Source organism: Labrys sp. KB_33_2 (genome assembly GCF_052114505.1).
GTDB lineage: Bacteria > Pseudomonadota > Alphaproteobacteria > Rhizobiales > Labraceae > Labrys.
Genome location: NZ_JBFREW010000014.1, coordinates 94,018 through 120,299 on the forward strand (window position 1 = coordinate 94,018; position 26,282 = coordinate 120,299).

General features: G+C 64.0%; 26 protein-coding genes. 11 read left to right on the forward strand and 15 right to left on the reverse strand.

The features are described 5' to 3' along the window. Nucleotides 1-80: 80 nt before the first annotated feature. Nucleotides 81-812, reverse strand: a complete 732-nt coding sequence (locus AB4037_RS24000) for a DUF1223 domain-containing protein (RefSeq protein WP_441773222.1) — start codon at nt 810-812, stop codon at nt 81-83. 358 nt (nt 813-1,170) lie between these two features. Between AB4037_RS24000 and efp the strand changes: the two genes are divergently transcribed. Beyond that, nucleotides 1,171-1,740, forward strand: coding sequence for an elongation factor P (gene efp / locus AB4037_RS24005; protein WP_434959701.1), 570 nt, complete (start codon nt 1,171-1,173; stop codon nt 1,738-1,740). A 164-nt stretch (nt 1,741-1,904) separates the two neighbouring features. On the opposite strand, the gene pyrF is transcribed toward efp, so the two are convergent. The 4 genes from pyrF to AB4037_RS24025 all read right to left on the reverse strand — a co-directional run bounded on the left by pyrF (nt 1,905) and on the right by AB4037_RS24025 (nt 5,530). Continuing rightward, nucleotides 1,905-2,597 carry an orotidine-5'-phosphate decarboxylase gene (gene pyrF / locus AB4037_RS24010; protein ID WP_434958204.1) on the reverse strand — a complete coding sequence of 231 codons (693 nt, stop codon included), beginning with the start codon at nt 2,595-2,597 and terminating at the stop codon, nt 1,905-1,907. A gap of 1 nt (nt 2,598) precedes the next feature. Next, nucleotides 2,599-3,216, reverse strand: a complete 618-nt coding sequence (locus tag AB4037_RS24015) for a class I SAM-dependent methyltransferase (protein ID WP_441773223.1) — start codon at nt 3,214-3,216, stop codon at nt 2,599-2,601. 187 nt (nt 3,217-3,403) lie between these two features. Next, complete coding sequence (queG, locus tag AB4037_RS24020) at nt 3,404-4,573, reverse strand: tRNA epoxyqueuosine(34) reductase QueG (RefSeq protein ID WP_441773224.1); 1,170 nt, start codon at nt 4,571-4,573, stop codon at nt 3,404-3,406. 264 nt (nt 4,574-4,837) lie between these two features. Beyond that, entirely contained in the window at nt 4,838-5,530 is a 693-nt protein-coding gene (locus AB4037_RS24025; RefSeq protein WP_434958207.1) for a glutathione S-transferase family protein, read from the reverse strand. Nucleotides 5,531-6,006: 476 nt separating this feature from the next. Between AB4037_RS24025 and AB4037_RS24030 the strand changes: the two genes are divergently transcribed. Together AB4037_RS24030 and AB4037_RS24035 are read left to right on the forward strand one after the other, a co-directional pair. Then, nucleotides 6,007-7,482, forward strand: a complete 1,476-nt coding sequence (locus AB4037_RS24030) for an MFS transporter (RefSeq protein ID WP_434958208.1) — start codon at nt 6,007-6,009, stop codon at nt 7,480-7,482. A gap of 252 nt (nt 7,483-7,734) precedes the next feature. Then, the gene (locus AB4037_RS24035) at nt 7,735-9,180 is read left to right on the forward strand and encodes an amidase (protein ID WP_441773225.1); all 1,446 of its coding nucleotides are present in this window, start codon (nt 7,735-7,737) and stop codon (nt 9,178-9,180) included. Nucleotides 9,181-9,334: 154 nt separating this feature from the next. On the opposite strand, the gene pheS is transcribed toward AB4037_RS24035, so the two are convergent. Further along, the gene (gene pheS, locus AB4037_RS24040; RefSeq protein ID WP_434958210.1) at nt 9,335-10,417 is read right to left on the reverse strand and encodes a phenylalanine--tRNA ligase subunit alpha; all 1,083 of its coding nucleotides are present in this window, start codon (nt 10,415-10,417) and stop codon (nt 9,335-9,337) included. A gap of 344 nt (nt 10,418-10,761) precedes the next feature. Here pheS and AB4037_RS24045 point away from each other — a divergent pair, with 344 nt between their 5' ends. Both AB4037_RS24045 and AB4037_RS24050 read left to right on the forward strand, forming a co-directional pair. Then, a complete protein-coding gene (locus AB4037_RS24045) occupies nt 10,762-11,103 on the forward strand; it encodes an ArsR/SmtB family transcription factor (protein WP_434958211.1) in 342 nt (113 codons plus the stop codon). A gap of 279 nt (nt 11,104-11,382) precedes the next feature. Continuing rightward, a complete protein-coding gene (locus tag AB4037_RS24050) occupies nt 11,383-12,210 on the forward strand; it encodes a TIGR00730 family Rossman fold protein (protein ID WP_434958212.1) in 828 nt (275 codons plus the stop codon). Between the two features lie 6 nt (nt 12,211-12,216). On the opposite strand, the gene AB4037_RS24055 is transcribed toward AB4037_RS24050, so the two are convergent. From AB4037_RS24055 to AB4037_RS24080, 6 genes are all read right to left on the reverse strand, one after another. Continuing rightward, nucleotides 12,217-12,855: a hypothetical protein gene (locus AB4037_RS24055; protein ID WP_441773226.1), complete on the reverse strand. Its 639-nt coding sequence runs from the start codon at nt 12,853-12,855 to the stop codon at nt 12,217-12,219. Nucleotides 12,856-12,972: 117 nt separating this feature from the next. Then, a complete protein-coding gene (locus AB4037_RS24060) occupies nt 12,973-14,388 on the reverse strand; it encodes a DUF6880 family protein (protein WP_441773227.1) in 1,416 nt (471 codons plus the stop codon). A gap of 154 nt (nt 14,389-14,542) precedes the next feature. Then, complete coding sequence (rplT, locus tag AB4037_RS24065; RefSeq protein ID WP_068297422.1) at nt 14,543-14,896, reverse strand: 50S ribosomal protein L20; 354 nt, start codon at nt 14,894-14,896, stop codon at nt 14,543-14,545. Between the two features lie 37 nt (nt 14,897-14,933). Beyond that, on the reverse strand, nt 14,934-15,134 hold the full coding sequence (gene rpmI, locus AB4037_RS24070; RefSeq protein WP_434958214.1) for a 50S ribosomal protein L35: 201 nt from the start codon (nt 15,132-15,134) through the stop codon (nt 14,934-14,936). Nucleotides 15,135-15,387: 253 nt separating this feature from the next. Beyond that, entirely contained in the window at nt 15,388-15,801 is a 414-nt protein-coding gene (locus tag AB4037_RS24075) for a hypothetical protein (RefSeq protein WP_441773228.1), read from the reverse strand. A gap of 160 nt (nt 15,802-15,961) precedes the next feature. After that, complete coding sequence (locus tag AB4037_RS24080; RefSeq protein ID WP_441773229.1) at nt 15,962-16,909, reverse strand: GlxA family transcriptional regulator; 948 nt, start codon at nt 16,907-16,909, stop codon at nt 15,962-15,964. A 100-nt stretch (nt 16,910-17,009) separates the two neighbouring features. On the opposite strand from AB4037_RS24080, the gene AB4037_RS24085 reads away from it, so the two are divergent. Next, nucleotides 17,010-17,825 (forward strand): SDR family NAD(P)-dependent oxidoreductase, encoded by an 816-nt coding sequence (locus tag AB4037_RS24085; protein WP_441773230.1) that lies wholly within the window; start codon nt 17,010-17,012, stop codon nt 17,823-17,825. 72 nt (nt 17,826-17,897) lie between these two features. Here AB4037_RS24085 and pnp read toward each other — a convergent pair whose 3' ends face one another. Next, complete coding sequence (pnp, locus tag AB4037_RS24090; protein WP_434958218.1) at nt 17,898-20,045, reverse strand: polyribonucleotide nucleotidyltransferase; 2,148 nt, start codon at nt 20,043-20,045, stop codon at nt 17,898-17,900. A 253-nt stretch (nt 20,046-20,298) separates the two neighbouring features. Beyond that, complete coding sequence (gene rpsO, locus AB4037_RS24095; RefSeq protein ID WP_434958219.1) at nt 20,299-20,568, reverse strand: 30S ribosomal protein S15; 270 nt, start codon at nt 20,566-20,568, stop codon at nt 20,299-20,301. Nucleotides 20,569-20,956: 388 nt separating this feature from the next. On the opposite strand from rpsO, the gene AB4037_RS24100 reads away from it, so the two are divergent. From AB4037_RS24100 to dapB, 5 genes are all read left to right on the forward strand, one after another. Beyond that, on the forward strand, nt 20,957-22,402 hold the full coding sequence (locus tag AB4037_RS24100; protein ID WP_441773231.1) for a sensor histidine kinase: 1,446 nt from the start codon (nt 20,957-20,959) through the stop codon (nt 22,400-22,402). 149 nt (nt 22,403-22,551) lie between these two features. Further along, the gene (locus tag AB4037_RS24105; protein WP_441773232.1) at nt 22,552-23,205 is read left to right on the forward strand and encodes a methyltransferase family protein; all 654 of its coding nucleotides are present in this window, start codon (nt 22,552-22,554) and stop codon (nt 23,203-23,205) included. A 253-nt stretch (nt 23,206-23,458) separates the two neighbouring features. After that, nucleotides 23,459-24,136 carry a tRNA (adenosine(37)-N6)-threonylcarbamoyltransferase complex dimerization subunit type 1 TsaB gene (gene tsaB, locus AB4037_RS24110; protein ID WP_434958222.1) on the forward strand — a complete coding sequence of 226 codons (678 nt, stop codon included), beginning with the start codon at nt 23,459-23,461 and terminating at the stop codon, nt 24,134-24,136. 10 nt (nt 24,137-24,146) lie between these two features. Beyond that, on the forward strand, nt 24,147-24,626 hold the full coding sequence (rimI, locus tag AB4037_RS24115) for a ribosomal protein S18-alanine N-acetyltransferase (RefSeq protein WP_441773233.1): 480 nt from the start codon (nt 24,147-24,149) through the stop codon (nt 24,624-24,626). A 228-nt stretch (nt 24,627-24,854) separates the two neighbouring features. Beyond that, nucleotides 24,855-25,670 carry a 4-hydroxy-tetrahydrodipicolinate reductase gene (gene dapB, locus AB4037_RS24120; protein WP_434959702.1) on the forward strand — a complete coding sequence of 272 codons (816 nt, stop codon included), beginning with the start codon at nt 24,855-24,857 and terminating at the stop codon, nt 25,668-25,670. Between the two features lie 126 nt (nt 25,671-25,796). On the opposite strand, the gene ptsN is transcribed toward dapB, so the two are convergent. Beyond that, nucleotides 25,797-26,261 (reverse strand): PTS IIA-like nitrogen regulatory protein PtsN, encoded by a 465-nt coding sequence (gene ptsN, locus AB4037_RS24125; RefSeq protein ID WP_149253567.1) that lies wholly within the window; start codon nt 26,259-26,261, stop codon nt 25,797-25,799. Between the last annotated feature and the right edge of the window lie 21 nt (nt 26,262-26,282).

Below are 26,282 nucleotides of genomic sequence, written 5' to 3' on the forward strand. Positions count from 1 at the left end.
CTTTCAGTGGTTGCGCATCTGCGCGGGGAAAGCCGGACCAGCCGTCCAGCAGGCGGGAGTTGGACAGGGAGTACGCGCCCTCAATCAGTCGTTGCCGCGGCGATGGCACCGCCTTGGGGCGCCTGCAGCAGGATGGCTGTCCGCATGCCGGGCGGCGGCGCTGGGATCGGCAGGCTGAGAGCCTCGCCTTTCCAATGTCCGAGGCGGATCAGATCGTGCACGACATTCTTATGGGGCAGGGTGCGGCCGGAATTCTCGCCCGCGTGTACCGGCACCTGGACCTGGCTGGGATCGTAGCGCACCAGCCAAACGTCGAGGCCGGCAGCCGGAGACGCATGGCTGCCGATGGCGACGCAGCCGGCAGAAAGAGCAAGGCTCGGTCCGGCATCCGGCCGGGCCGCCGCGGCGGCCGTGATCACCGCCTCGACCTCGGCGAGGTCGTTGCCGACCAGGGACGTCCTGCCATTCACCACCATCTGCGGCGTGAAGGGGCCGCTCTGCCCAAGGGGCTTCTCATAGGCGACCTGGCGCTGCGTGTAGTCCGGACGCGCGAAAATATCCTTCCAACCCAGCCGGTCCCAATAGGTGACGCCGAAACTCAGGGCCAGCACGCCGGACCGCCGGCTGATCGTGGCCAGATTGGCGTTGGCCGGCGGGCAGGAGGAACAACCCTGACTGGTGAAGAGCTCCACCACGGTAAGCTGCCCCGCCCAGGCCGACGCCGTGCCGCCGACCAGCGGCATGGTCAGGCCCAATCCCAATAGAACGAGCCGCGTCAGGCTGGAACACGGCCTCTTCGTCGATCGCCGCATGAATGGCCTCGTCAGTATTCGGCCCGAACAAAGGCCCCGTCCCTGTGCTATTCGTCGGCAGACCGTTGCTTGTTACACACTCACGGCGTCGTGATGAAAGGGCAGCGTCATCGCGAAAGTCGTGGGAAAACGCGTCGTGAGGCGGGAATTCGGCCTTCTTTCGCCGATTTACGGCGCTTCGCGCTTTCGTTCGGCGGCAGGGCGGTGTAAGAGGCGCCCACATCTGTTCCTAGAGCAAAGCGCGTTTTGGTGAAAACGCGCTTTGCTCTAGCTCTTTGGTTCGACGCGTCTTTGCGATTGGGAGCGTTTCCCTCACATCACAAAACGCTTTAGTTCACTTGAAAAGTTTCAGGACATTATCGTGAAGGTCATCGCCAGCCAGATCCGCAAGGGCAACGTCGTCGAGATCGACAACCAGCTATTCGTCGTGCTCAAGGCTGAGAGCTTCTTCCCGGGCAAGGGCACGCCCACCACGCAGATCGACATGCGCCGCCTGTCGGATGGTGTGAAGACCGTGCAGCGCTACCGCACCACCGAGCAGGTGGAGCGCGCCTTCATCGAGACCAAGTCGCACACCTATCTTTATGAAGACGCGCATGGCTATGCCTTCATGAACATGGACAGCTACGAGCAGGTCGCCGTGCCTAACGATGTCATCGGCGACCAGTCCGTCTATCTGGCCGAGAACATGGAATGCCAGATCAGCCTCTACAACGGCGTGGCGGTGGCGATCGAACTGCCGGCCCGCGTCGTGCTGGAAGTGACGGAGACCGAGCCGGTGACCAAGGGCCAGACGGCTTCCTCCTCCTACAAGCCCGCCACCCTCTCCAACGGTGTGCGCACCACCGTGCCGCCCCACATCAGCGCCGGCACCCGCGTGGTGATCATGACGGAAGACGGCTCCTACGTCGAACGCGCCAAGGATTGATCCGGGAGCGCGGACTTCTCAGCGACATGCCGCAAGGTCCGCTCCTGCAGCACAGACCACAAAAAGGGCGCGGGCTTGTCAGCCGCGCCCTTTTTCAATGTGGCTTGTTTCCAAAGAGCGGACATCGCGACATGTCTCCATGTCGCTGGGAAGTCCGTGCTCCGCTATAGCGCTGCCGCGATCTCCGCCTGGATCGCCTCGGCTGCCGCCTTCGGATCGGGAGCCGCCACGATGGGGCGGGCCACCACCAAATGGTCGGCCCCGGCGCGGATGGCGTCGCCGGGCGTCATCACCCGCTTCTGATCGCCGCTGTCGCTGCCGGCGGGCCGCACGCCAGGGGTCACCAGCAGCATGCCATCTCCCACCCGGTTGCGGGTCGAAGCGACCTCTTCCGGCGACATCACCAGGCCGGGCACACCGAGCGCCATGGCCTGGGCGACACGCTGGGCCACGAGTTCCCCCACGCCCTTGCCATAACCGGCTTCGGCCAAATCGGCATCGTCATAGGAGGTCAATACGGTGACGGCGAGGATCTTCAGATCCGAACCGCGGGCGCCTTCGACCGCCGCTCGCATCGTCTGGGGAAAGGCGTGCGCGGTGAGGAAGGTCATGCCCATGCCGGCAATGGCCTCGACCCCCTTGGTCACGGTGTTGCCGATGTCGTGCAGCTTCATGTCGAGGAAGATCTTCTTGCCCGAGCGGGCCAGATCCTGGGCGAAGGGCAGACCGCCATTGAAGATGAGCTGATAGCCAATCTTGTAGAAGGTCACGCTGTCGCCGAGCTGGGTTACCAGGGCCTCGGCCTTGGCAACGCTATCGACATCCAGGCCACAGATCAGGCGGTCTCTCGTATCCAAATCAGTTCCTCAGAAGTTGGCGGTAGGTCCAGACGCGGGCGGGCGGCACGTTGCGCCAGATCCGGGGCGACGCATGCCAGGTGAAGAAGGCGTTCTTGGTCGGCATCGGCGAAGTCAGCGAGTAGGTGAACTGGATGAAGGCGGCGTCGGGCTGCATCAGGGTGAAGGCCTGGGCCAGGAGGTCGAGCCGCTGCCGCTCGGGCTTGGTCAGCAGCGGCAGGCCGCAGACCACGGCGGCAGCCTTGCCGGAAAGCCTGCCGTCCAGCGTATTGGCCAGGGCATAGGCATCGCCCTGCACCACCGTCGCCTTCGGAAAACGCTGCGACAGGAGATCGCAAAATTGCGGGCTGTATTCGACCAGCACCAGGCGATCCTCGGCGATGCCTCGCTCGACCAGGGCCTGGGTAATCGGACCGGTGCCGGGCCCGATTTCCACCACCGGCCCTTCGGAGGCAAGATCGACGCAGTTCGCCATCGCCTTGGACAGAAAAGGGCTGGAAGGGGTGATCGACCCCATCTGCAGGGGCTTTTCGGTCCAGCTACGGAAGAACTGCGCGGCTTCACCGAAACGTCTGGATGGCTTGCAATTGTCACGTCGCGCGCCGCCCTTATGGACCATCGGCCTGCTCCTTGCTTGCCCCGTTCGCATCGCTATTGGCGAACGCCGCCGCCGTCAAGCGGTCCCTGCGCTCGATTCTCAATATGATCATCACGATAAGGCCTCTTGCTGCACCGGCACCGCCTAGAGCAAAGCGCATTTAGACGGAAACGCTATTTTGCTCTAACTCATTGGTTCCAAGCCAATCCTACGGATTGGCTGGAGCGTCTTTGCGATTCTTGGCGATTCCGCCAAATCGCAAAACGCTCTGGCCGGCGGCCTGCCATTCCGCCCTCACATCAGCATCGGTTTCGTATTCCCGCTGCCAGGACTGGGCTGCCAGGCGGGCCGGCGAGAGCCGGGCGAGCGCCCAGACCGCCATGGCGCGCACCAGCGGCGATTCATCGCCCAGAAGCCCCTCGGCCGTATCCACAAGGCCGGCATCGCCGGAATTGCCGATGGCGATCAGCACATTGCGGATGAAACGATCACGCCCGATGCGCTTGACCGGGTTCTTGGCAAAGAGTGCCCGGAATGAGGGATCGTCCAGGCGGGCGAGTTCGGCCAATCTGGGCGTTCGCAGGTCCTCGCGCGCCTTGAGCTTGTGCTCGCGCGCCGCCACCGCGAACTTGTTCCAGGGGCAAGCGGCCAGGCAATCGTCGCAGCCGTAGATGCGGTTGCCGATCGCCGCACGGAACTCGGCGGGGATCGGTCCCTTGTTCTCGATGGTGAGATAGGAGATGCAGCGCCGGGCATCGAGCCGATAAGGCGCGGGAAAAGCGGCGGTGGGACAGGCATCGAGGCAGGCGCGGCAGGAGCCGCAATGATCCCGCTCCGGTGCATCAGCCTCGATCTCCGTGGCGCTGAAGATCGAGCCGAGAAAGAGCCAGGAGCCGAAATCCCGGCTGACCAGATTGGTGTGCTTGCCCTGCCAGCCCAGGCCCGCCGCCGCTGCAAGGGGCTTTTCCATCACCGGCGCGGTGTCGACGAAGACCTTGAGCGCCGCTCCGGTTGTCTCGCCCCACCAGCGCCCGAGGCTTTTCAGCCGTTTCTTGATGACGTCGTGATAGTCGTCGCCCTGGGCATAGACCGAAATCAGCCCGCCAGAGCGATCCGCCAACCCCGCCATCGGGTCCCCGTCCGGGCCATAATTGACCCCCAGCATGATGATGCTGCGCACGTCCGGCCAGAGCGTGGAAGGCGCGCCGCGCTGATCGGCGCGCTCGTGCATCCAGCCCATCTCGCCATGGAACCCCTCCTCCAGGAAGCGGCGCAGGCGTGCGGGCGCCTGGGGAATGGCGTCGGGCGTGGTGACGCGGACGACATCGAAGCCTTCCGCTTCGGCGCGCTGGAGGAGTTCTGCCTTGAGGGCGGTCATGATGACCTCCTCGCGCGAGGCCGCCGGCGCCCGGGTTGTTGCCCCTCCGCAAAGTTCGAAAGCACCGATACTGTCATCCCCGGCACGGCCGCAGGCCGTGGGAAGGGGATCCAGGAGCTACGGGCAGTGCATTTGCCCCTGGATCCCCTTCCCCTCCCAGTCACAAGCAAAGCTTGTGACATGCTCGGCCGGGGATGACAGTGCACACCATGCCAAGCAGGCACCCGGCAGAAAGCGAGCGGTCCCAGGTCAAAAAACACCAAGCTAGAAATCGAGATCCGCATAGGTTGCCGAGGGCGGCGTTCCCCGCAGCGTCTCGGCCAGCAGCGGCCGGAAGGACGGACGCGACTTGAGGCGCGCATACCACTCCTTGGCGGCCTGGTCCTCGTCCCAGGGCACGTCGCCGAGATAGTCGACGATCGACAGATGGGCCGCAGCCACGAAATCGGCGTAGGAAAGCCTGTCTCCCGCCAACCAGTTCCGCCGTCGCACCAGATATCCGACATAGCGCAGATGATAGCGCACATTCGATTTGGCCGCACGGATCGCCGCCGTATCCGGCGAGGAGCCGCCCTCGCCGATCGGCAGGAAGCGCTTGAGGATCTTCTCCGTGATCAGATATTCGGTGACCTCGGCATAGAATTTGATGCTGAACCACTCGATCAGACGGCGGGTTTCCACCCGCGCCCTGGTATCGCGCGGCAGCAGGCGCTGCTCGCCGAGGGCATCGCCATAGGCCTCGTCGAGATATTCGCAGATCGGCGTCGCCCCGGGCACGATCAGGCCGGTGGCGTCGATCATCACCGGCAGCACGCCGGCCGGATTCATGTGCAGGAAGGCTTCTCGTCTCTCCCAGGGCTTTTCCTCGACCAGATCGGTCGCCACGTCCATTTCGCTGAGCACGAGACGAATAAAGCGCGATTGCGGGTCGACAGGATGATGAAAAAGCTTGGCCATTGAACCGTGAATCTGGAAACCGCGAATGAGGGCCCGAGTGGGGCGAGGCGGATAACCGGTATACCCCCCCGTACAACCGCCCGGCAACCGCCTTGCATGAATAGAACACAGGCTCTGTGGTTGGCGGCGCAAAATGGGCGGTAGGGGTTAACGAGACATTGACGCCACCAAGCCTCGGCGCCTCACACTCGGCAGCAGATTGCACGGCCGCCTCCTAGGCCAGATTTCATCCACTGCGCCCGTCATTATGCCGCATGGTGAAATAAATGAAAGATCAGCCATACGGCACCAGTAAGGATCGATAGATCCCATTGTCCAGGACGACGCAGACCACAATCCCCAATCTGCTCATCTGCTACGCTATTCCCCAGAGGTATTATCGGAAGCATTGACATGAGGTGATTCAAGCGCGAATTATTACAAAAGGTTAACAAACAATATTGTGGGACGAAATTCACGCTGCAAGGAGTACGATCATGCCGGTAGAATTGACCGATGGCAAAGCCATCCGCAGCCTCGTTCCGGCACGTATGGACCGACTGCCCTGGGCTCGCTTCCACTGGATGGTCGTGGTGGGCCTTGGCATCAGTTGGATCCTCGATGGTATCGAAATCCAGCTCGTTTCGGCCTCCGGTTTCCAGAAAAGCCTGGGCATGACCAGCGCCGAAGTCGGCTTCGCCGGCACGATCTACCTGATCGGCCAGGTGGTCGGCGCCCTGTTTTTCGGGCGGCTAACCGACCGCTGGGGCCGCAAGAAGCTGTTCATCATCACCCTGGCGATCTATCTCGTCGGCTCCGGCGTGGCGGGCTTCGCCTGGACGCCCTGGTTCCTCTATCTCTGGCGCTTCGTCGCAGGCCTGGGCATCGGCGGGGAATACACCGCGATCAATTCAGCCATCGACGAACTCATTCCGGCCAAATATCGCGGCCGGGTCGACATCGCCGTCAACGGTACCTACTGGGCCGGCGCCATGCTGGGCGCCGTCGGCAGCTTCTTTCTGCTCGACCACACTTTGTTTGCCGAGAATGTCGGCTGGCGCATCGCCTTCTTCATCGGGCCGGTGCTCGGTCTCGTCATCATCTTCCTGCGCCGGCACATCCCCGAAAGCCCGCGTTGGATGGTCACCCACGGCCAGGACAAGGAGGCCGAGACCATCGTCGAGAGCATCGAGGCGGGCGTGCGCGCCCAGGGCGTTACGCTCGCGCCCGTCGACGACAGCAAGGCGATGTACGTCAAACCGGAAGAATCGGTTCCCTTCTCCAAACTGGTGGATGTTTTCTTCCGGCAGTACCCATCGCGCACCTTCCTCGGCATCACCATGATGGTGACGCAGTCCTTCCTCTACAACGCGATCTTCTTCACCTACGCTTTGGTGCTGAAGAATTTCTATCATCTCAACGAGTCGCAGACGGCGCTATATTTCTTCCCCTTCGCCATCGGCAATCTGATCGGGCCGCTGCTGCTCGGGCCGCTGTTCGACACCATCGGCCGGCGCAAGATGATCTTCGGCACCTATGTGCTGGCGGGGGCGGTGCTGCTGGTCTCGGCCTATCTGTTCAAGCAGGGTAGCCTGACGGCCAATACCCATACGCTGTTCTGGTGCATCTCCTTCTTCTTCGCCTCGGCGGGGGCTTCGTCGGCCTATCTGACCGTCAGCGAGATCTTCCCGCTGGAAGTTCGCGGCCAGGCGATCTCCTATTTCTTCGCCGTCGCCCAGGTCGTCGGCTCGATGGGGCCGCTGATCTTCGGCTATCTGGTCGGGGAAGGTACCGAGCGCGACCCGCTGTTCTGGGGCTATGTCGTCGGTTCGGCGGTGATGATCTTCGGCGGTGTGGTGGCGCTGTTCTACGGCGTCGACGCAGAAGGCAAGGGCCTGGAGGACATCGCCGAACCGCTCTCCGCGGTCCGAGTTACGGCGGAAGGAGCCATAGGGCCGCAGGCGCTGCGCTGAGGAAGCAAGGCCGGCATTCGCCGGCCACGCGCCGTTGTCGCGGCGGCCGAGAGAAAGTCTCCGACCTGCGGACGGGCAATCCCTCTGCGTCAACCAAATGCGGCGCGGCCGGCCATTGGCGGGCTCGCTGCGCCGACGCAAGTCCCTCCAGCGGACAAAGCAAGAGATCGTGGAAGCAGAGGCATCCAATTCCGCCGCATTTACCTCCAGACTGGCGGCCATCGCAGGCCGATGGAATTATGGGGTAAGGAAATGGTTGCCGTCACGGACGATCTCGTAAAGCTCTATGCCGGGTCCGACGCTTTGGCGCTCGGAGAGCTGGTGCGGGCCAAGCAGGTCAAGGCTTCGGAGCTGGTCGAGACCGCGATCGAGCTTGTCGGCCGCCTCGATCCCAAGCTGAACACCGTGGTCATCCCGACCTTCGACGTCGCGCGGCAGGTCGCCGAAGCACCGGGTTCGGGCCCGTTCGCCGGCGTGCCATTCCTGCTCAAGAACCTCGGCACCCAGTGGAAGGGCACGCCGCTGACCTCGGGCCTCGCCTATCTCCAGAATTATGTCTGCCCGGCGGATTCGGAAATCGGCCGCCGCATGCGGGAATCCGGCCTCGCCCCGATCGGACGCAGCAACACGCCTGAATATGGCTGGTGCATTTCCACCGAACCGCGCCTCTACGGGCCCACCGTCAACCCCTGGAATCCGGCAATTACCGCCGGCGGATCGAGCGGCGGGTCGGCAGCGGCGGTCGCCGCGCGCATTGTGCCGATCGCCGACGCCTCCGACGGCGGCGGTTCGATCCGCGTACCGGCCTCCTGCTGCGGCGTGGTCGGCCTGAAACCATCGCGCGGCCGGGTCAGCTACGGCCCCTTCGATGCGGATCTGTGGTTCGGCTGCATCTATTTCCTGTGCAACAGCCGCAGCGTGCGTGACACCGCCGCCTTTCTCGACGTCGTCGCCGGCAATCTGCCGGGCGATCCCTATACGGCGCCGCGCCCTGCGGAGAGTTGGCTATCCCTGCTCGCCAAGCGTCCCAAGAGGTTGAAGATCGGCTATACGCTCACCGCCCCCTTCGGCGAGCCCTATGCCCCCGAGGTGAAAGCGGCCGTGGAGGACGCCGTCAGGCTGCTCGAAAGCCTCGGCCACACGGTCGAGGAATATCGCTTCGAGGTCGATCTCGAAGAGGCCTGGTGGCGCTACAACGACATCATCGCCGTGGAGACCTCGACCGAATTCACCCAGCACGCCAAATTCGCCGGGCGCCCGCCCGAAGAGGCCGATCTCCAGCCCTTCAACTGGTCAATGCTGGAATATGCCAAGACCCTGTCGGCGACGCAGTATTCGGCCAGTCTCGGCGCCGTACGCAAGGCTGCCCAGCGCATCGCAACGGAAATCGCTCCCTTCGACGTCTTCGTCACGCCCACGCTGACGCAGCCGCCGCGCCCGGTCGGCTACTGGTCGATGGAGGACGGCGACCGCGAGCGCTATCTGGCACGCTGGTCGGATGCCGCCTTCATGTTCGCCTTTAACATCTCCGGCCTGCCGGCGATGTCGGTACCAACAGGCATGGCCGACGGCAACAAGCCCGTTGGCATCCAGTTCGTCGGGCGCCATGGCGACGAGGCGACGATCCTCCAGCTTGCCGCGCAGGCGGAGGAAGCCGCCCCCTGGATCGGACGCAAGCCGCAGGTGTGTGCGATCTGACAATCGCGATCTGAAGCGTGGCTCTGCCCCTCACCTCTATCCTCGCCCCGTTCTTACGGGGAGAGGTACAGTGAGGGGCAGCACAATGGCCGGTAAATAGCCCTCTCTGGCACTTGGGGAGGGCTTTTCACGTCTGGTTCGACGCCGCGCGAACTCAGCTCGTCAAGCCGCCGGCCAAGCTCGGCAGGTCGAAGGGGCGGAAGCCGAAATGGGAGAGCCAGCGCACGTCGGCGTCGAAGAACGGGCGCAGATCCGGCATGCCATATTTCAGCATGGCGATGCGGTCGATACCCATGCCCCAGGCAAAGCCCTGATATTCATCGGGATCGAGGCCGCAATTGCGCAGCACGTTGGGATGCACCATACCGCAGCCCAGGATCTCGAGCCAATCCTCGCCCTCGCCGAAGCGGATCTCGCCGCCCTTGCGCGAGCACTGGATGTCGACTTCCATCGACGGCTCGGTGAAGGGGAAGAAGGAGGGGCGGAAGCGCATCTTCACCGACGGCACTTCGAAGAAGGCGCGGCAGAACTCCTCCAGCACCCACTTCATGTGGCCGACATGGCTCACCTTGTCGATGACCAGCCCCTCGACCTGATGGAACATCGGCGTATGGGTCTGGTCGCTGTCATGGCGATAGGTGCGGCCGGGCACGACGATACGGATCGGCGGCTTCTGGCTCAGCATGGTGCGGATCTGCACCGGGCTGGTATGGGTGCGCAGCACCTTGCGCTCGCCCTTTTCGTCGGGCGCCAGGAAGAAGGTGTCGTGCATCTCTCGGGCCGGATGGCCGGGCGGGAAGTTGAGCAAGGTGAAGTTGTATTCGTCCGTCTCGATATCCGGGCCCTCGGCGATGGCGAAGCCCATATCGGCGAAGATGGCGGTGATCTCGTCGATCACCTGGCTGATCGGGTGAATGCGGCCGAGCTCGGTTCCGCTCTCGCGCACCGGCAGCGTCACGTCGACGGCCTCCGCCACCAGGCGCGCTTCCAGCGCAGCCGCCTTCAGCACGATCCTGCGCTCGGCCAGTGCCGCGGTGACGCGCTCCTTGACGACATTGATGGCGGCGCCGGCCTCTCTGCGCTCGTCCGGCGCCATCTTGCCGAGGGTCGCCAGGCGCTCGGAGATCGAGCCTTTCTTGCCGAGCGCCGAGACGCGCACCGCCTCCAGGCCCGCCTCGTCGGCGGCGGCTGCGATATCGGACAACAGGGTCGTTTCCAGGCTGGCTAGGTCGCTCATCGTCACTTCCTCAAATCGAGGTGCCTTCTAGCCTATTTCTGGCGGAAAAGGGAACCGCATTCGACAGATCAGGCAACGCAGATTTAGCTCGCCAAATAACGGTTTTGCACCCATCTCGACGAAAAAAGTGGGAACCAGAGGGCTCGGCGAGCCATGCGAAATGGCGCGTTGGAGCCCGATGATCGGCTTGAGGCGCGCTTCCGATGCATGTTTTCAAACCCTCTTTTCGCTTTCCTAAAGTATTCACTTATTCGCTAATTATCTAATTAATTAATCTTGAAAACATTTAAAATTACGTGTTATCAAAGGCTTGTGGGCATCTTGGCAAAAACGGCAAACGGAATATGACAGTCGACAAGGTCTTCGAAGCGCTTTCCTCGCCACCCCGGCGGCGTATTCTGGCCGATCTTTCGAAGGCAGACATGACCGCTGGACAGGTGGTCGAAAAGCTCGCCGATGCGATGTCGGCGCCCGCGGTTTCCAAGCATCTTTCCATCCTGGAGAATGCCGGGCTGGTCCGGCGTGAACGGCGCGGCCAGAACGTGCATTACGGCCTGAGACGCGACACGCTCGCCAACACGCTGCTGGAGTTCCTGTCGGCCTTCGAGCCGGCCGCCAAACCGGACGGCGCCGACTCGGCGCTCGAACGCATCCGCCGCAACATGCTGTCGGGGCGCGGGCTCTAGGAACTCGCCTTTTCAATTAAGATCAGAAGTCCGGATGCGACGGTGCCCCCTCACCCGGCGCTTCGCGCAACCCGGTCCACTCCAAGTGGAGTGGATGACACCCGCAAGGGAGAAGGTGCCGGCAGGCGGATGAGGGGTCATGGTGCCCTATCCCAACCATTTCCAGATTGAGCCAATACGGCACCCACCCGAAAGGCCCCTACAACCGCTGGGGTCTTGCAGTGTCGGGCACAACGGCTCAATAGAGCAGAGTGTTTCACTGGTTCACGCAAGGTCTCCATGCCGTCTTCCGACAATTCCGCGCCCACCAACATGCTGTCCACCGTCGAGGCCCTGACCCCCGAAACGCGCGCGAAGGTCGATGAATTGCAGCGAAGCGAGGCGCCGGCCTATCGCCTGGCGGCCCTCGATCCCGACTTCATGCTGGGTGACTCGACCCGCGGCGTGCGCTTCCAGCTCGAATATGCCAAGGCTCAGGAGGGAATGAAGGCGGCCCATATCCGCTCCACCATCGTGGTCTTCGGCTCGGCCCGGGTCAGCGAGAACGCACCGGGCAATCGCGGCCGCTGGTACAAGGAAGCCCGCACTTTCGGCTATATCGCTTCGCGCCGCGGCGGCGCCCTCAACGAGGATGGCGGCGGGCGCTTCAACGTGATCGCCACCGGCGGCGGCCCCGGCATCATGGAGGCGGCCAACCGCGGCGCCAACGAAGCCGGTGCCCCGACCATCGGCTTCAACATCACTCTGCCGCACGAGCAATATCCCAACCCCTACACCACGCCTTCCCTCACCTTCCGCTTCCATTATTTCGCCATGCGCAAGATGCACCTCGCCATGCATTCGGCGGCGCTGGTGGTATTTCCAGGCGGTTTCGGCACGCTCGACGAATTGTTCGAGATCATCACCTTGCGCCAGACCGGCAAGATGTCCTTCTGCCCGATCGTGCTGATGGACAAGGCCTATTGGACCAAGATCATCAATTTCGAGGCCCTGGCCGAGGAAGGCTTCATCAAGGCCGACGATCTCAGCCTGTTCGACTATGCCGAAACGGCGGAGGAATGCTGGTCGATCCTGGAGCGCAAGGGTTTGACGGCACCGTCCGAATAGGTGCTCTCAAGGCGTTTGAGCCTTGTCGCACCAATTCAGCTCTTCAGGCTTGAATGCTGGCCTTTTGCCCTCGATGTCGCCCATCTCGGCCACATAGGCCTTGGTGACGTCATCGGCACGCTCGAACAGGGCAACCTTCTGCTGGTCGCAGCCGCGCCCCGGCACCCAGCCGGCCTCGTCGAGCCGATGGCTTTTGCCCGTGTCATCGACGAGCCGGCCGATCACCCTGTCGAGCGCGCCATCCGGCTTGAAGAAAATCCAACCCTCGCGCTGCAGAGGGACCTCAATGTTTGGCCCGTCGGCAATGTTGACGCTGGCCATGACGGAGCGGGTGAGTGCAGGCCGGCCGTCAGCCTGGAAACAATAGATCGTAGAAACCGAGTGGGCGCCGTCGATCAGCGTCTCCGTCCGCAAAACCGCCGGCTGCCCGGCAACGGCCGTTTCCCTGCTCCAATAGGCGAAATTGTCGCCATAGCCGTTGAAAAAGTCGCGCCGCCAGCCGATCCAGTCATTGGGCTGGCTCGTCATGCGGTCCTGACAGGCTTGCCAAGCCCGGGCGAACGGCTCGGGGAGCGTCTCCTCCGCCTGCACCTGGCCGGTGGCGATGGCGACGAGCAATCCGATCATGAGTGACTTGCCGGCCATGCAGCCCTCCCCAACGGTTCAGCACCGGGCCAATCTATCGGCCGGCACAAACGACCGCCATTCTTCAGGGAACAGGATCCCAGCCGACTCACCATAACAGGAGCGGGTTTGCGCAGACTATTTGGCGACAGCCGCCCAGAAACTGGCCTTGCGAGCATGCTTTTTGCCTAGAAAGGCCCGCCAATCGGCATGGCTGAGCCGCCCCAGCGTCGCCAGTGCTCCCGGATCAAGCCGCATGGCGAGATCGTCCAGCCTGTCGAGATAGGCGGCGCCATGCCCATAGGCGGCCGATTTGCCCTTCGACAGGATCTCCTCGACCAGGGCACGATAAAGCAGGCTCGCGGCAAGGGGCTGCTCCTCATGCAGCCTGTCCGCCACCGATTGCAGCACCTGGTAGTGCCTGCCGTCCCAGACCAGCCCGAAATCGAGCACCAGCCTGGCGGCATGGTCAAGGCGCGGCCATTCGGTCAGGAAATAGAGGGCGCGGTAGCGCGCCTTGGCGGCCAGGGCATGGGCAAAAGCCCTGTCGAGGACCTCGAACTCGGCGAAATCATCGAGCTTGGCCAGATAGGCGCGCAAGATGTCGGCGTCGAGCGTCGTCTCGAAGGTTGCCCAGCGCAGGGCCTGGGCCTCCTGCCCGCGGCCCAGGGCTTCCAGAATGCGCGCCTTGAGGCCGATCCGGGCCGGCAGGCGGAAATCCCGCCTGACCACGCCGTCCGCGACGTCCAGCGCATCGGCATAGGCGAGCGGCGAGGGCTCCTCGACACCCAGCCAGGATAGCGCTTCCTCCGCCCGACCGGCTGCGAGCAGCTTCTCCGCAACGGCAAGCCGGTCGCGGAGTTGGACGGGCTTGTCGTTCTCCAGGGCGATCCAGCCATCGAGATCGTCGCGCCGAATGGCGATGGCCTGGCGCAACTCCCGATAGGGATGAGCCATGTAGGCCGACTGCAGCGCCGCCACCTTGCTTGCCAGCAGGCGATCCCATTCATCCAGATCCGTCGCCGAGGCTTGCTCCAGGAACGAAGCGATCATAGCAGGAGCGATATCGCCCGCCTGGCCGGCAAGGGCCATCACCCTCTCGGGCAGGCCGGCGAGGTCGCCTGGCTCCAGCCGAACGGTCAATGGCCCCAGGGCCGCGATCGCCTCGCCATAGAGGTCTTCCAGGCGGCTGGAGGACAGGACCCGCGCGAAAACACCCCCCGCGGTTGCGATGAAACGCAGCAGAAGATCGACGGCGAGCGGGGCCGAACCGGTGCCGATCTCGCCGGTAATGCTCGCCAGCGTCGCCGACAGATCCTTCTCGAATTCCTTGAGCTTGGGCCAATCGATGAACGAGCGCGCCTTCTCCAGGGCCGAAAGGCGTCGTTCCACCAGCTTGGCGACGGCTTCAGGCCCCTGCGTACCGGCCAGCGCCGCAATCACCCGCTTGCGGAAAGCCGGATTGGCCTGCGCCTCCTCGAAAATCAGGTCCGCAAGCTTGGCCGGGCCGAGTTCAGCGAGGGTCGCTGCCGTAAACTTCGATTTCGCAGCCATGCCGGCACTCCCTGGAGCAAGGCGCATCCAAGCGTAAACGCGTCTTTGCGACTCTCTCAGTTTGCAAGATTCGGTTGGCTCCGAAAGCCCAAAAGAAAAACCCGCCGCGTTGCCGCGACGGGTTTTTCAGGAACCATATTCGGTAAAGCGCTGCTTAGGCGGCAGCCTTGACCTTCTCGACCAGGGCCTTGAAGGCTTCCGGCTCGCGGATGGCGAGATCCGACAGCACCTTGCGGTCGATCTCGATGCCGGCCTTGGCCAGGCCCGCGATGAACTTCGAATAGGTCAGGCCGAGCTCACGGACAGCAGCGTTGACGCGCTGGATCCACAGAGCGCGCATGTTGCGCTTCTTGAGCTTGCGGCCGATATAGGCGTATTGCATCGAACGATCGACCGCCTGCTTGGCGATGCGGATCGTATTCTTGCGGCGGCCGTAAAAGCCCTTCGCCGCGTCGAGTGTCTTCTTGTGCTTAGCATGGGACGTAACGCCCCGTTTCACGCGTGCCATTCGCTGATCTCCTTAAGGTTTCGCGTTGCCGTGGCGATCAGCCGTTCGGCAGGAAATACTTCTTCACGTTATCGCCGTCCGTCTTGAAGAGGACGCGCGTGCCGCGAAGCTTACGGATCTGCTTGTTGGTACGCTTGATCATGCCGTGGCGCTTGCCCTGCTGAGCGTGCACCACCTTGCCGGTTCCCGTGATCTTGAAGCGCTTTTTAGCGCCCGACTTGGTCTTCATCTTGGGCATTTTGCTCGTCTCCGAATAAAAAAGGCGCCGAAACCTTTTGGGTTCCGCCACCGGTAAGCCGTGTGCTTTTTGAAAAGCGCCCGAGCCAACAACATCGCCACGGCAGCCCTTATCAGCCGGTCGATGCGGGGAAGCGGCGTCTATAGCGACAAGCACGGAGAAAAGCAACAGGCCGGGTGGCCTCGACCCTCGATTTCAGCGCATTTCGCTGAGGCGAAACAGGCTTGAGCATAAACGCTTCACCACGCCGAGCCTATCCGCATTTGCGATAGGTATGCACCACCGGCGTCTTCTCGCCGTCCACGCTCGCATGGGAAATCGTCACCAATTCCTTGCCGATCTTCACCAGGATGACGGCGTAGTCGAAGGTCTCGCCCTCGCTGTCTTCCGAAACCTGCAGCCGCCAGGTGGGAGGATCCTTCGCGATCTGCGTGACGGAGCTGGCCTGCCCGATCCCGCCCTCCTCCGTCCAGTCCTTGCCCTCGACCGCAATCCGGATCGGCGCCTCGCCCCGCAGGTCCTTCCTGCTGGTGCAGCTTTCGACATCGCGGGTCCACACACCCTGCGCCTCGGCGGGATAGGGCACACCGGGCTTGCCCTTCGCGGCCAAGGCCGAAGGGGCAAGGCAGCAAACGGCCAGGAGCAAAAGGCGCAGACGACGTGACATGAACTCTCTCCGGAGGACCGGCCGGCGCTTCCGCCGCCCGCGGATCGTCTCTAGCACGACCATGCCCGCTCTCCCGATACGCCCGGAACACCGAAGCGAACGGCTCTCACATCGACAACGATCGCGTGTACCGCCGGACGAAGCTCCTCGGCGAGGGATGTCACATCAGGCCGGCAGGTCCCTTGGCCAGCCTCCTGATCGCCTGCGGCGGCTGGCCGAAGGCCCGCAGGAACGCGCGCCGCATGCGTTCGCGGTCGGCGAACCCCGTTTCCGCAGCCACGACGTCGATGGGATGGAGGGTCTGCTCCATCATCAGCCGCGCCGCTTCGACACGCAGATTCTCCACGGCCTTGGCCGGCGACTGGCCCGTCTCGTTGCGAAAGGCACGGCTGAACTGGCGCGGGCTGAGATGGGCCACCTCGGCGAGCTGTTCCACCGTCAGCGGCGCATGCAGGTTGCGCTTGGCATAGGTGAGCGCCGTCTGGATCCGGTCCGACTTGGCGTCGAGGTCGAGCAGGTTGGAATGCTGCGATTGCCCCCCGCCGCGCCGATGATAGAGCACGAGCTGCCGGGCCACGATGCGGGCGAGCTCGGCGCCGTGATCCTCCTCCACCATGCCGAGGGCGAGGTCGACGCCCGCGCTCATGCCGGCCGAGGTCCAGATCTGGCCGTCGGCGATGAAGATGCGGTCTTCATCCACCTTGAGCCGCGGGAAGCGGGCCTGCAGATCGCGCGTCCAGAGCCAATGGGTGGTCACGCGCCGGCCGTCGAGCAGTCCCGCCTCGGCGAGCACGAACGCGCCGGTGCAGATCGAAGCGACGCGCCGCGAGCGCGCCGGCGCCTGGCGCACATAATCGATGACACCCGGTGTCGGCGGATCGACATCGGGCGTGCCGCAAACCACGAGCGTATCGAAGTCAGGCTCGCCGAAGCAAAGACTGTCGAGCTTGGGGCCGACCGAACTTCGCACGGGGCCGCCGCTCTCCGAGACGATGGCGATGTCATAGAGCGCCCTGTCGGCGGCATAGTTGGCGAATTCGAAGGCCGAGAGAGCGGCAAAGCTCATCATCTGGAAATTCGGCGAAATCAGAAAGCCGACGCGCTGCATGAGCGCCTCCTCTTTGTGTCCTGAAAGGTGGCATATATGACATTTGAGACAAAAGCCAGCGGGTCTAGTCTCCGCTCATTGCAACCCATGGAGATTTCCCATGTCCACCACCCCAAAGGGCACCGTGCTGATCACGGGCGCCTCCTCCGGTATCGGCGCCGTCTATGCCGACCGCCTAGCCCGCCGCGGCTACGACCTGATCCTGGTCGCCCGCAGCGAGGACAAGCTCAAGGCCCTCGCCGGCCGCATCGAGAAGGCAACCGGCCGCCAGGTGCGCATCCTCGCCGCCGATCTGAACGCCAAGGACGGCCTTGCCGCCGTCGAGACCGTGCTGAAGAGCGACAAGAGCATCACGGGGCTGGTCAACAATGCCGGTTTCGGCAGCGCGACACCCCTGCTCCAGGCTTCGGTCGAGAAGATGGAAGAAATGATCGGCCTCAACGTCACCGCTCTCACGCGGCTGACCTATGCCGCAGTCCCCGGCCTCGTCGAGCGCGGCGGCGGCACCATCGTCAACATCGCCTCCATCGTGGCTGTAGCGCCGGAGCTGCTCAACGGCGTCTATGGCGGCAGCAAGGCCTATGTGCTCGCCTTCAGCCAGAGCCTGCATCACGAGCTGGCCGAGAAGAACATCCGTGTCCAGGCCGTATTGCCCGGCGCCACCGCCACCGATTTCTGGAACGTCCTCGGCGTGCCTGTCGAGCAATTGCCGGAGAGCATCGGCGTTATGTCGGCCGAAAACATGGTGGACGCCGCCCTCGCCGGCCTCGACCAGGGCGAACTGGCCACCATCCCGGCGCTGCCCGACATCGCCGACTGGGATAGCTTCGAGGCCACCCGCAAGGCGTTGTCGCCGAACCTCTCCCACGCCAAGCCGGCCCCGCGCTATCGGGTGTCCCGGGCCAGCGCGGCCTGACAGCAAGCCGGACAACAAAAAGGGCGGCCCGCCGGGGCCGCCCTTTCTGATTCATGGCGCTGGAAGGCTGCCTTACTCGGCGGCGGCTTCGCCGTCTGCCTTGGCCTTCTTTTCCAGGTCTTCACCGGTGGCCTGATCGACGGCCTTCATCGACAGGCGGACCTTGCCGCGCTCGTCGAAGCCAAGCAGCTTGACCTTGACCTTGTCGCCTTCCTTGATCACGTCGGTGACCTTGTTCACGCGGTTCGCAGCGAGCTGCGAGATGTGAACCAGGCCGTCCTTGGCACCGAAGAAGTTGACGAAGGCGCCGAAATCGGTGGTCTTGACCACGGTGCCTTCATAGATGGCGTTGAGCTCGGGCTCGGACGCGATCGACTTGATCCAGTTGATCGCGGCCTTGATCGCCGTACCCGAAGCCGAGGCGACCTTGATGGTGCCGTCGTCCTGGATGTCGACCTTGGCGCCGGTCTTTTCCACGATCTCGCGGATGACCTTGCCGCCCGAACCGATCACTTCGCGGATCTTGTCGACCGGAATGGTGATCACCTCGATGCGCGGGGCATGCTCGCCGAGCTCGGCGCGGGCGCCGGACAGGGCCTTGGACATTTCGCCGAGGATGTGGAGGCGGCCGCCCTTGGCCTGCTCCAGAGCGACCTTCATGATCTCTTCGGTGATACCGGCGATCTTGATGTCCATCTGCAGCGAGGTGATGCCGCCTTCGGTGCCGGCAACCTTGAAGTCCATGTCGCCGAGATGGTCCTCGTCACCCAGGATGTCGGAGAGCACGGCAAAGCGCTCGCCTTCCAGGATCAGGCCCATGGCGATGCCGGCAACCGGGGCGCGCAGCGGCACGCCGGCGTCCATCAGAGCCAGCGAGGTGCCGCAGACCGTCGCCATCGAGGACGAGCCGTTGGACTCGGTGATCTCGGAGACGACGCGGATGGTGTAGGGGAACTCGTGCTGCGGGGGCAGCATCGGGTGAAGGGCGCGCCAGGCGAGCTTGCCATGGCCGATTTCGCGGCGGCCGGGCGAACCCATGCGGCCGGTCTCACCCACCGAATAGGGCGGGAAATTGTAATGCAGCATGAAGCGCTGCTTGTAGGTGCCTTCCAGGCTGTCGACATACTGCTCGTCGTCGCCGGTGCCCAGCGTGGCAACGGCCAGGGCCTGGGTCTCGCCACGGGTGAACAGGGCCGAACCATGGGTACGCGGCAGGATGCCGGCTTCGGCGACGATGGTGCGGACCGTCTTCACGTCGCGGCCGTCGATGCGCACGCCCTTGTCGAGAATGTTCCAGCGCACGACCTTGGCCTGCAGGTCATGGAAGACCTCGGCGACGACCTGCTTGGAATAAGCCGGGTTCTCGGCGCCCTCAGGCAGGAAGTGGGCGAACACCTTGGCCTTGGCGGCATCCACGGCAGCATAACGCTGCTGCTTGGCGGTGATGGAATAGGCAGCGCGCAGCTCGGTCTCGATCACGGCGAGCATCGCCTTCTCGAGTTCCGAATTGTCGGCGGGCTGGAAGTCGCGCGGTTCCTTGGCGGCCTTCTCGGCCAGGCGGATGATCGCCTCGATCACCGGCTGGAAGCCCTTGTGGCCGAGCATGACGGCCTCGAGCATGGTCTGCTCGGAGAGTTCCTTGGCTTCCGATTCCACCATCAGCACGGCGTCGGCGGTACCGGCGACCACGAGCTCGAGGGAGGATTCCTTCATCTCGTCGAGGGTGGGGTTGAGCTTGAGCTCGCCATTGACGAAACCGACGCTGGCGGCGCCCACCGGACCCATGAAGGGCACGCCCGACAGGGTCAGCGCAGCGGAGGCGGCGACCATCGCGAGGACGTCGGTGTCGTTGATCAGGTCATGCGACAGCACGGTGACGACGACCTGGGTGTCATGGCGATAGCCATCTACGAAAAGCGGGCGGATCGGACGGTCGATCAGGCGGGAGATCAGGGTCTCGCGCTCGGACGGGCGGCCTTCACGCTTGAAGTAGCCACCAGGGATGCGACCGGCCGCAAAGGCCTTTTCCTGGTAGTTGACGGTGAGCGGGAAGAAATCGATGCCGGCTTTCGGCTCCTTGGCCGAAACCACCGTGGCCAGCACGGTCGAGTCGCCATAGGAAGCAAGCACGGCGCCGTCGGCTTGGCGGGCGATCTTGCCGGTTTCGAGGGTCAGCTTACGGCCGGCCCATTCCAGCTCTTCGCGATAAATTGTGAACATTAAGGATCAATCCTGTTGTGTGGATCGACCGGACGAGGCAGGGCGTCTACCAACGGCGCCTGAAACAAAAGCAGCCATCGCAAGATGGCGGGAAGCATCCTCACATACAACGTTCGAGGCTTGCTTCCTGCGATCCTGCCATGGCCTGCTGCCTATCCGGTCTGTGGGCTTTCGCGCCGGCCCCATGCCGCCGCGTCCCGGTCTTGAAATGGAACAGCCCGAAAGGCATGGAGCCTTCCGGGCTTGATCGGTCTTAGCGGCGGATGCCGAGACGCGCGATGATCGACTTGTAGCGCTCTTCGTCGCGCGACCTGATGTAGTCGAGCAGCGAGCGGCGCAGAGCCACCATCTTGAGAAGGCCACGACGGGAGTGGTTGTCCTTCACATGCGACTTGAAATGGCCGGTCAGATTGGTGATGCGCTCGGTGAGGATCGCGATCTGCACTTCCGAAGAACCGGTATCGCCGGCCTTGGCGCCATATTCCTTGATGAGCGCGGTCTTGCGCTCTTGCGAGATCGACATCGATAGTCCTTTCATAGGCCTTCGCGGCGCGAGGCGCGCGATTGCCGGTACCGTCTTGCGACGAAGGAGGCCTGTCTGGCCAGGATCGCCGTCCACCAAGGCCCGGCCGGGATGTCGTCCAGCGGGGTCGGCGGAGGCGGGTAAAATCCGGCACATCCGCGCCGGGATGCGGCCCTATAGTCGAAGCGCAGCCAAAAAGCCAGAAAAAAGCAATGGGACGTTGCCCGACCCGTGGACTTCTCAGCGAGATGCTTGCATGTCGCGATGTCCGCTCTTGGAAACACCGCGCTTGGTGAGTTGGCAAGAGGCGGACCGGAAGTCCGCGCTCCAAAGCCGCCCTCGCAAGCAGCCTCTGGCGAGCCTTGCCAAATTCCTTTAAGGCAATGGCGTGTCCAGTTCCTCTTCCATCAGCCCCCAGCCCGGCAACAGGCCCGGCCGTTTCGGACTGTCGGCCCGCCTGCTCGTCCTCACCATCCTCTTCGGCCTGCTGGCCGAAGTGCTGGTCTACCTGCCGGTGGTGGCCAATTATCGCCGAAACTGGCTCTCCAATCGCATCGCCTCCGCCATCACCGCGGCGCTGGTGCTGGAAGCGGCGCCCGACGGCATGGTTTCCGATGATCTCGCCCGGCAGATCCTCGCCTCGGTGGGCGCCAAGATGGTGGCGTTGAAGACCGACGACAGCAAGCGACTGCTCGCCTCCTCCGACATGCCGCCCACCGTCGCCATCGCCACGGACCTGCGCAGCCTCACGGCGATGGAGGCGATCAGCGACGCGCTCGATACGCTGCTGGCTCCCAGGGGGCGCTTCATCCGCGTGATCGGCGATGCCCCCATGCATGGGCAATATGTCGAGATCGTCGTCGACGAGACGCCGCTCCAACAGGGCATGTACGATTTCGCCCGGCGCTGGCTCGCCATCACGCTCGCCATTTCAACCATCACCGCCGGCCTGATCTATCTCACCCTCAGCCTGTTCATCGTGCGCCCGATGCGCCGGCTCACCGGCGCCATGATGCGCTTTGCCGCCGATCCCGAGGATGAAGCGGGCGTGATCCGCACCTCCGGCCGCAACGACGAAATCGGTGTGGCGGAGCGCGAATTCGCCACCATGCAGCGCCAACTCCATGGCATGCTGCAGCAAAAGAGCCGGCTGGCGGCGCTCGGCCTCGCCGTTTCCAAGATCAATCACGACCTGCGCAACATGCTGGCCGCCGCGCAGCTGTTTTCCGACCGCCTGACCGAGACCGACGATCCCATCGTGCAGCGGCTGGCGCCCAAACTGATTCAGACCATCGGCCGGGCCATCGCCTTCTGCCAGTCCTCGCTTTCCTATGGGCTCGCCTCCGAGCCCACCCCCGCACGCCGTCGGATGGCACTCGCGCCCGTCGTCTCCGATACCCGCGAACTCCTCGGCCTCGGCGAGGCGAACGACAAGCTGATCTGGACGGAGAAGCTCGAGCCCGGCCTGCAGATCGACGCTGACCCCGACCAGCTTTCGCGCATCCTGCTCAATCTTTGCCGCAACGCAGCGCAGGCCCTCGACGGCTATGCCGCGCCTGACGGCTCACCCAACACAATCGGCATCAGCGGATGGCGGGCCGGCACCGTCGTAACCATCGATGTCGCCGACAATGGTCCGGGCGTCTCGAAAAAGGCCGGCCTGAAGCTGTTCGAGGCTTTTTCCGGCTCGACGCGCCCCGGCGGTTCCGGCCTCGGCCTTGCGATTGCCGCCGAACTCGCCCGGGCGCATGGCGGCACGCTTACCTTGCTCGGCCAGGAGGCGGATCAAGGCGGCGCCACGTTCCGGATCACCATCCCCGACCGCCCGGCCTGAAGAGCATTGCGGCTTTTGCACGGCGTAGGACGTGGACGCAGGCGCTTGCGCGAAGTAGTGTCATGACATTCTCATGTCGAGAATCTTGCATTTGGCGTGATGCCGGGGCGCAGGTCCCACGCGGGCCGGCACCTCAATCGAGTGGCTACATGAACAATACAAAGGGCAGCGGCAATATCGGCAATGCCATCGACATCAATGCCGTGCAGACCATACGCCGGATCGTCCTCGGCTTGCTGGGCGTGCTCGGTTTCGCGGTGCTGCTGTTCACCGACTCCCTGTGGCAGGACGATGCCGGCCACGGCTTCCACGAAACCATCGAAAGCGTCGGGCTGGTCCTGATCGTGATCGCCATCGTCGGACGGACCTGGTGCTCCCTCTATATCGGCGGGCGCAAGAAGCAGCTCATCGTCGAGGACGGCCCCTATTCGATCTGCCGCAATCCGCTTTACGTTTTCTCCTTCATCGGCGCCGCTGGCGCCGGGGCCCAGTTCGGCACCATCACCACGGCAGCGTTGGTCTTCACCATCACCGTGGTGATCTTCAGCATCGTGACGCATAAGGAGGAGCAGTTCCTCCACGCCAAGTTCGGCGCCGTCTACGACGCCTATTGCGCCCGCGTGCCTCGTTTCCTGCCGAATTTCTCGCTCTGGCGCTCGGTGCCGACCCTGGAGATCCAGACCTCGCTGGTGACACGCACCTTCCTGGACGCCTGCCTGTTCCTGGCCGCCTTCCCGGTGGCCGAACTGGTCGAATTGCTGCAGGACAAGGGCTATCTGCCGATCTATCTGCTGGTCCCCTAAGCAGATTCTTCTTGGTCGAGCCACGGCCACGATCAAGAAGAATCTGCAAGATATCAAACGTTTGCAGCGTTTCCCGGCGAGGCCCATCGGTGCGCCTCGCCGGGAAACGCTGCTTGGAACAAGGCGCTTTAGGTCTGGCACAAAGAGCCATTCGGCCTCTTTATCGGATTGGGCGTTGCACAGGGGCCAAGTCCTGCGATATCGCTGGGATTTGGCGGCAGCCGGACGGTCCGGCCTCCCATAGGTGTTTTCCATGCGTATCCTGGCCATCGACACAGCCCTCGAAGCCTGCTCGGCCAGCGTGTTCGATTCCGATGATGGCGCCATCGCCTCGCAGACCTTGCCGATGGCGCGCGGCCAGGCCGAGGCGTTGATCCCGCTGGTGCGCGACGTCGTCGAGCGTTCCGGCGGCTTCTCCCTGATCGACCGTATCGCCACCACTGTCGGACCGGGTTCCTTCACCGGACTGCGCGTCGCCATCTCGGCCGCACGGGCCTTTGCCCTGTCGCTGCGGGTGCCCTGTGTCGGCATCTCCACGCTGGCGGCGATCGCCGCGCCTCATATCGACGAGAATGATGGCCAGCACGTCGCCGTCGCCATCGATGCCCGCCATGGCAACGTCTATTTCGAACTGTTCTCCAATCGCGGCCGCAGCATCGTCGAGGCCAGTTGCATCCCGCTGCGCGAGGCCGCGCGCGTCCTCGGGCCGACGACGGTGAAGATGGCGGGGCCGGCCGCGCCACTGTTGTTCGAGGAAGCCAAGGCCGCCGGCACGGCAGGTCATATCGTCGATGCGAGTCCCGCCCCGGACATCGACTGGGTGGCCAGGCTCGGCCTGCTCGCTGATCCCGCCGACTCGCCGCCCAAGCCGACCTATCTCAAGCCCGCCGACGCGACGCCGCAGCAGAACGGCCAGATCGCGCGGCAATGAGGGCGTGGGCATGAGCTGGTTCGGCCGCAAACAGCCTCCCGTAATCGCCGATGCAAAGGCCGGCGACGCGGTGGGCCTTGCCGCCATCCATGCTTCCGGCTTCGAACGGGGCTGGGATGCGCATGAATTCGAACGCATGCTGGCCGACCGCCTGACGATCGCCCATCTCGCCCGCCCGGGCGGCAAGGGAGCGCCGACGGGATTTGCCCTGTCCCGGGTGGTGGTCGATGAAGCCGAGATCCTCACCGTCGCCGTGGCGCCCGCGTCCCGCCGCGCCGGACTGGCGACATTGTTGCTGCAGCACCATCTCGGCCGTCTCGCCGCGGCAGGCGCCCACAAGGTCTTCCTGGAGGTCGCCGAGGACAATGTCGCGGCTATCAGCCTCTATCGGCGCCACGGTTTCAACGAGATCGCAAGACGCCAAGCCTATTATGCCCAGGCCAAGGGGGCGCCGGCGACGGCAATCATCATGGAGCGAGCGTTGCGGTAATACGAGGTGCGGCAGTCACGTCTGAGGCAGGGCCCATCCATGAACGGATGGGACGCCCAAAGGCACGAGGACAACGGTCGAGCGAGATGGTAGACGCAACGAAGGAGCGCGACGATAGGGCCCCTCGCCCTGCGAAGCGGGGGGAAGGGCTAGCTGTCGTTTCGCCATTCACACGATCCCAGTGCCTATGCCCGGACATTCGAGCGCCCGGCAGACAAGGAGTTCACCATGGCCGACATGCGGCTCGTCGTAGCAGGCGCCTCCGGGCGCATGGGGCAGACCCTGATCCGCATGATCGCGGAGACGCCGGGCGTCGTGCTCGCCGGTGCCGTCGAGCGGACCGGATCGTCAACCATTGGCCAGGACGCCGGCCGCCTTGCCGGCCTGGATGCCAATGGTGTCATCGTCACCGACGATCCTCTCAGCCTGCTGACCTCGGCTGAAGGCATCATCGACTTCACAGCGCCAGCCGCCACCGTCGAGCTGGCTGCTCTGGCCGCGCAGATGCGCATCGTGCATGTGATCGGCACCACCGGCCTGTCGAAGGAGGATTTCGCCCGCCTCCGGGCGGCGGCGCGCCATGCGGTGATCGTGCAGTCCGGCAATATGAGCCTGGGCGTCAACCTGCTGGCGGCCGTGGTCAAGCGCGTCGCCAAGAGCCTGGATGCGGATTTCGACATCGAGGTCCTGGAAATGCATCACAACCGCAAGGTCGACGCGCCCTCCGGCACCGCCCTGATGCTGGGCCAGGCCGCCGCCGCGGGCCGCGGCATCGATCTCGACGCCAATGCCGACCGGGTGCGCGACGGCCATCCCGGCGCTCGCGAGAAGGGCCATATCGGCTTTGCGACCTTGCGGGGCGGCACCGTGGTCGGGGAGCACAGCGTGATCTTCGCAGGGGAGAACGAGCGCCTGGAATTCTCGCACAAGGCCGAAAGCCGCACGATGTTCGCCAGGGGCGCCCTCAAGGCCGTGCTCTGGGGCTTCGGCCGCAAGCCGGGCTATTATTCCATGGCTGATGTATTGGGGCTTGGGGACTTCTGAGCCGGAGGCTGGCTACGCGGTGTGTCGGTCTTCAGACCGGCCATCGCCTCCCGACATAGGCCGAGGTCCCCTGCCGGTCCCGCTCCATCTCTCGATGGAGCTGAGAAGGCCGGCACACCGAGACCCTCAGGCGGCGTGTGACGCCGGCTCCTCGCACAGGATCGAATAGAGACCCGCCGCATCACTGGTCGCCCTCAGCTTCTGCACGATGCTGGGATCGCGCAGCATGCGGGCAATGCGCGACAAGGCTCGCAAATGGTCGGCGCCGGCACTTTCGGGCGCCAGCAGCAGGAAGATGACGTCGACCGGCTGGCCATCCAGGGCCTCGAAGTCGATCGGCCGCTCCAGGCGGGCAAACAAACCGAAGATCCGGTTGAACTTGGCAAGCTTGCCATGGGGGATGGCAATGCCGTTGCCGACGCCGGTCGATCCCAGGCGTTCTCTCTGAAGCAGCGTATCGAAGATTTCTCGCTCGCCCAGGCCGGTCAGTGCAGCGGCACGTTCGGCAATTTCCTGCAGAGCCTGCTTTTTCGAGTTTACTCTCAGCGCCGGAAGCACAGCATCCTGCGGCAGCAGATCACTCAAAGGCATCGCATTCCTCGTGGGGGTTCG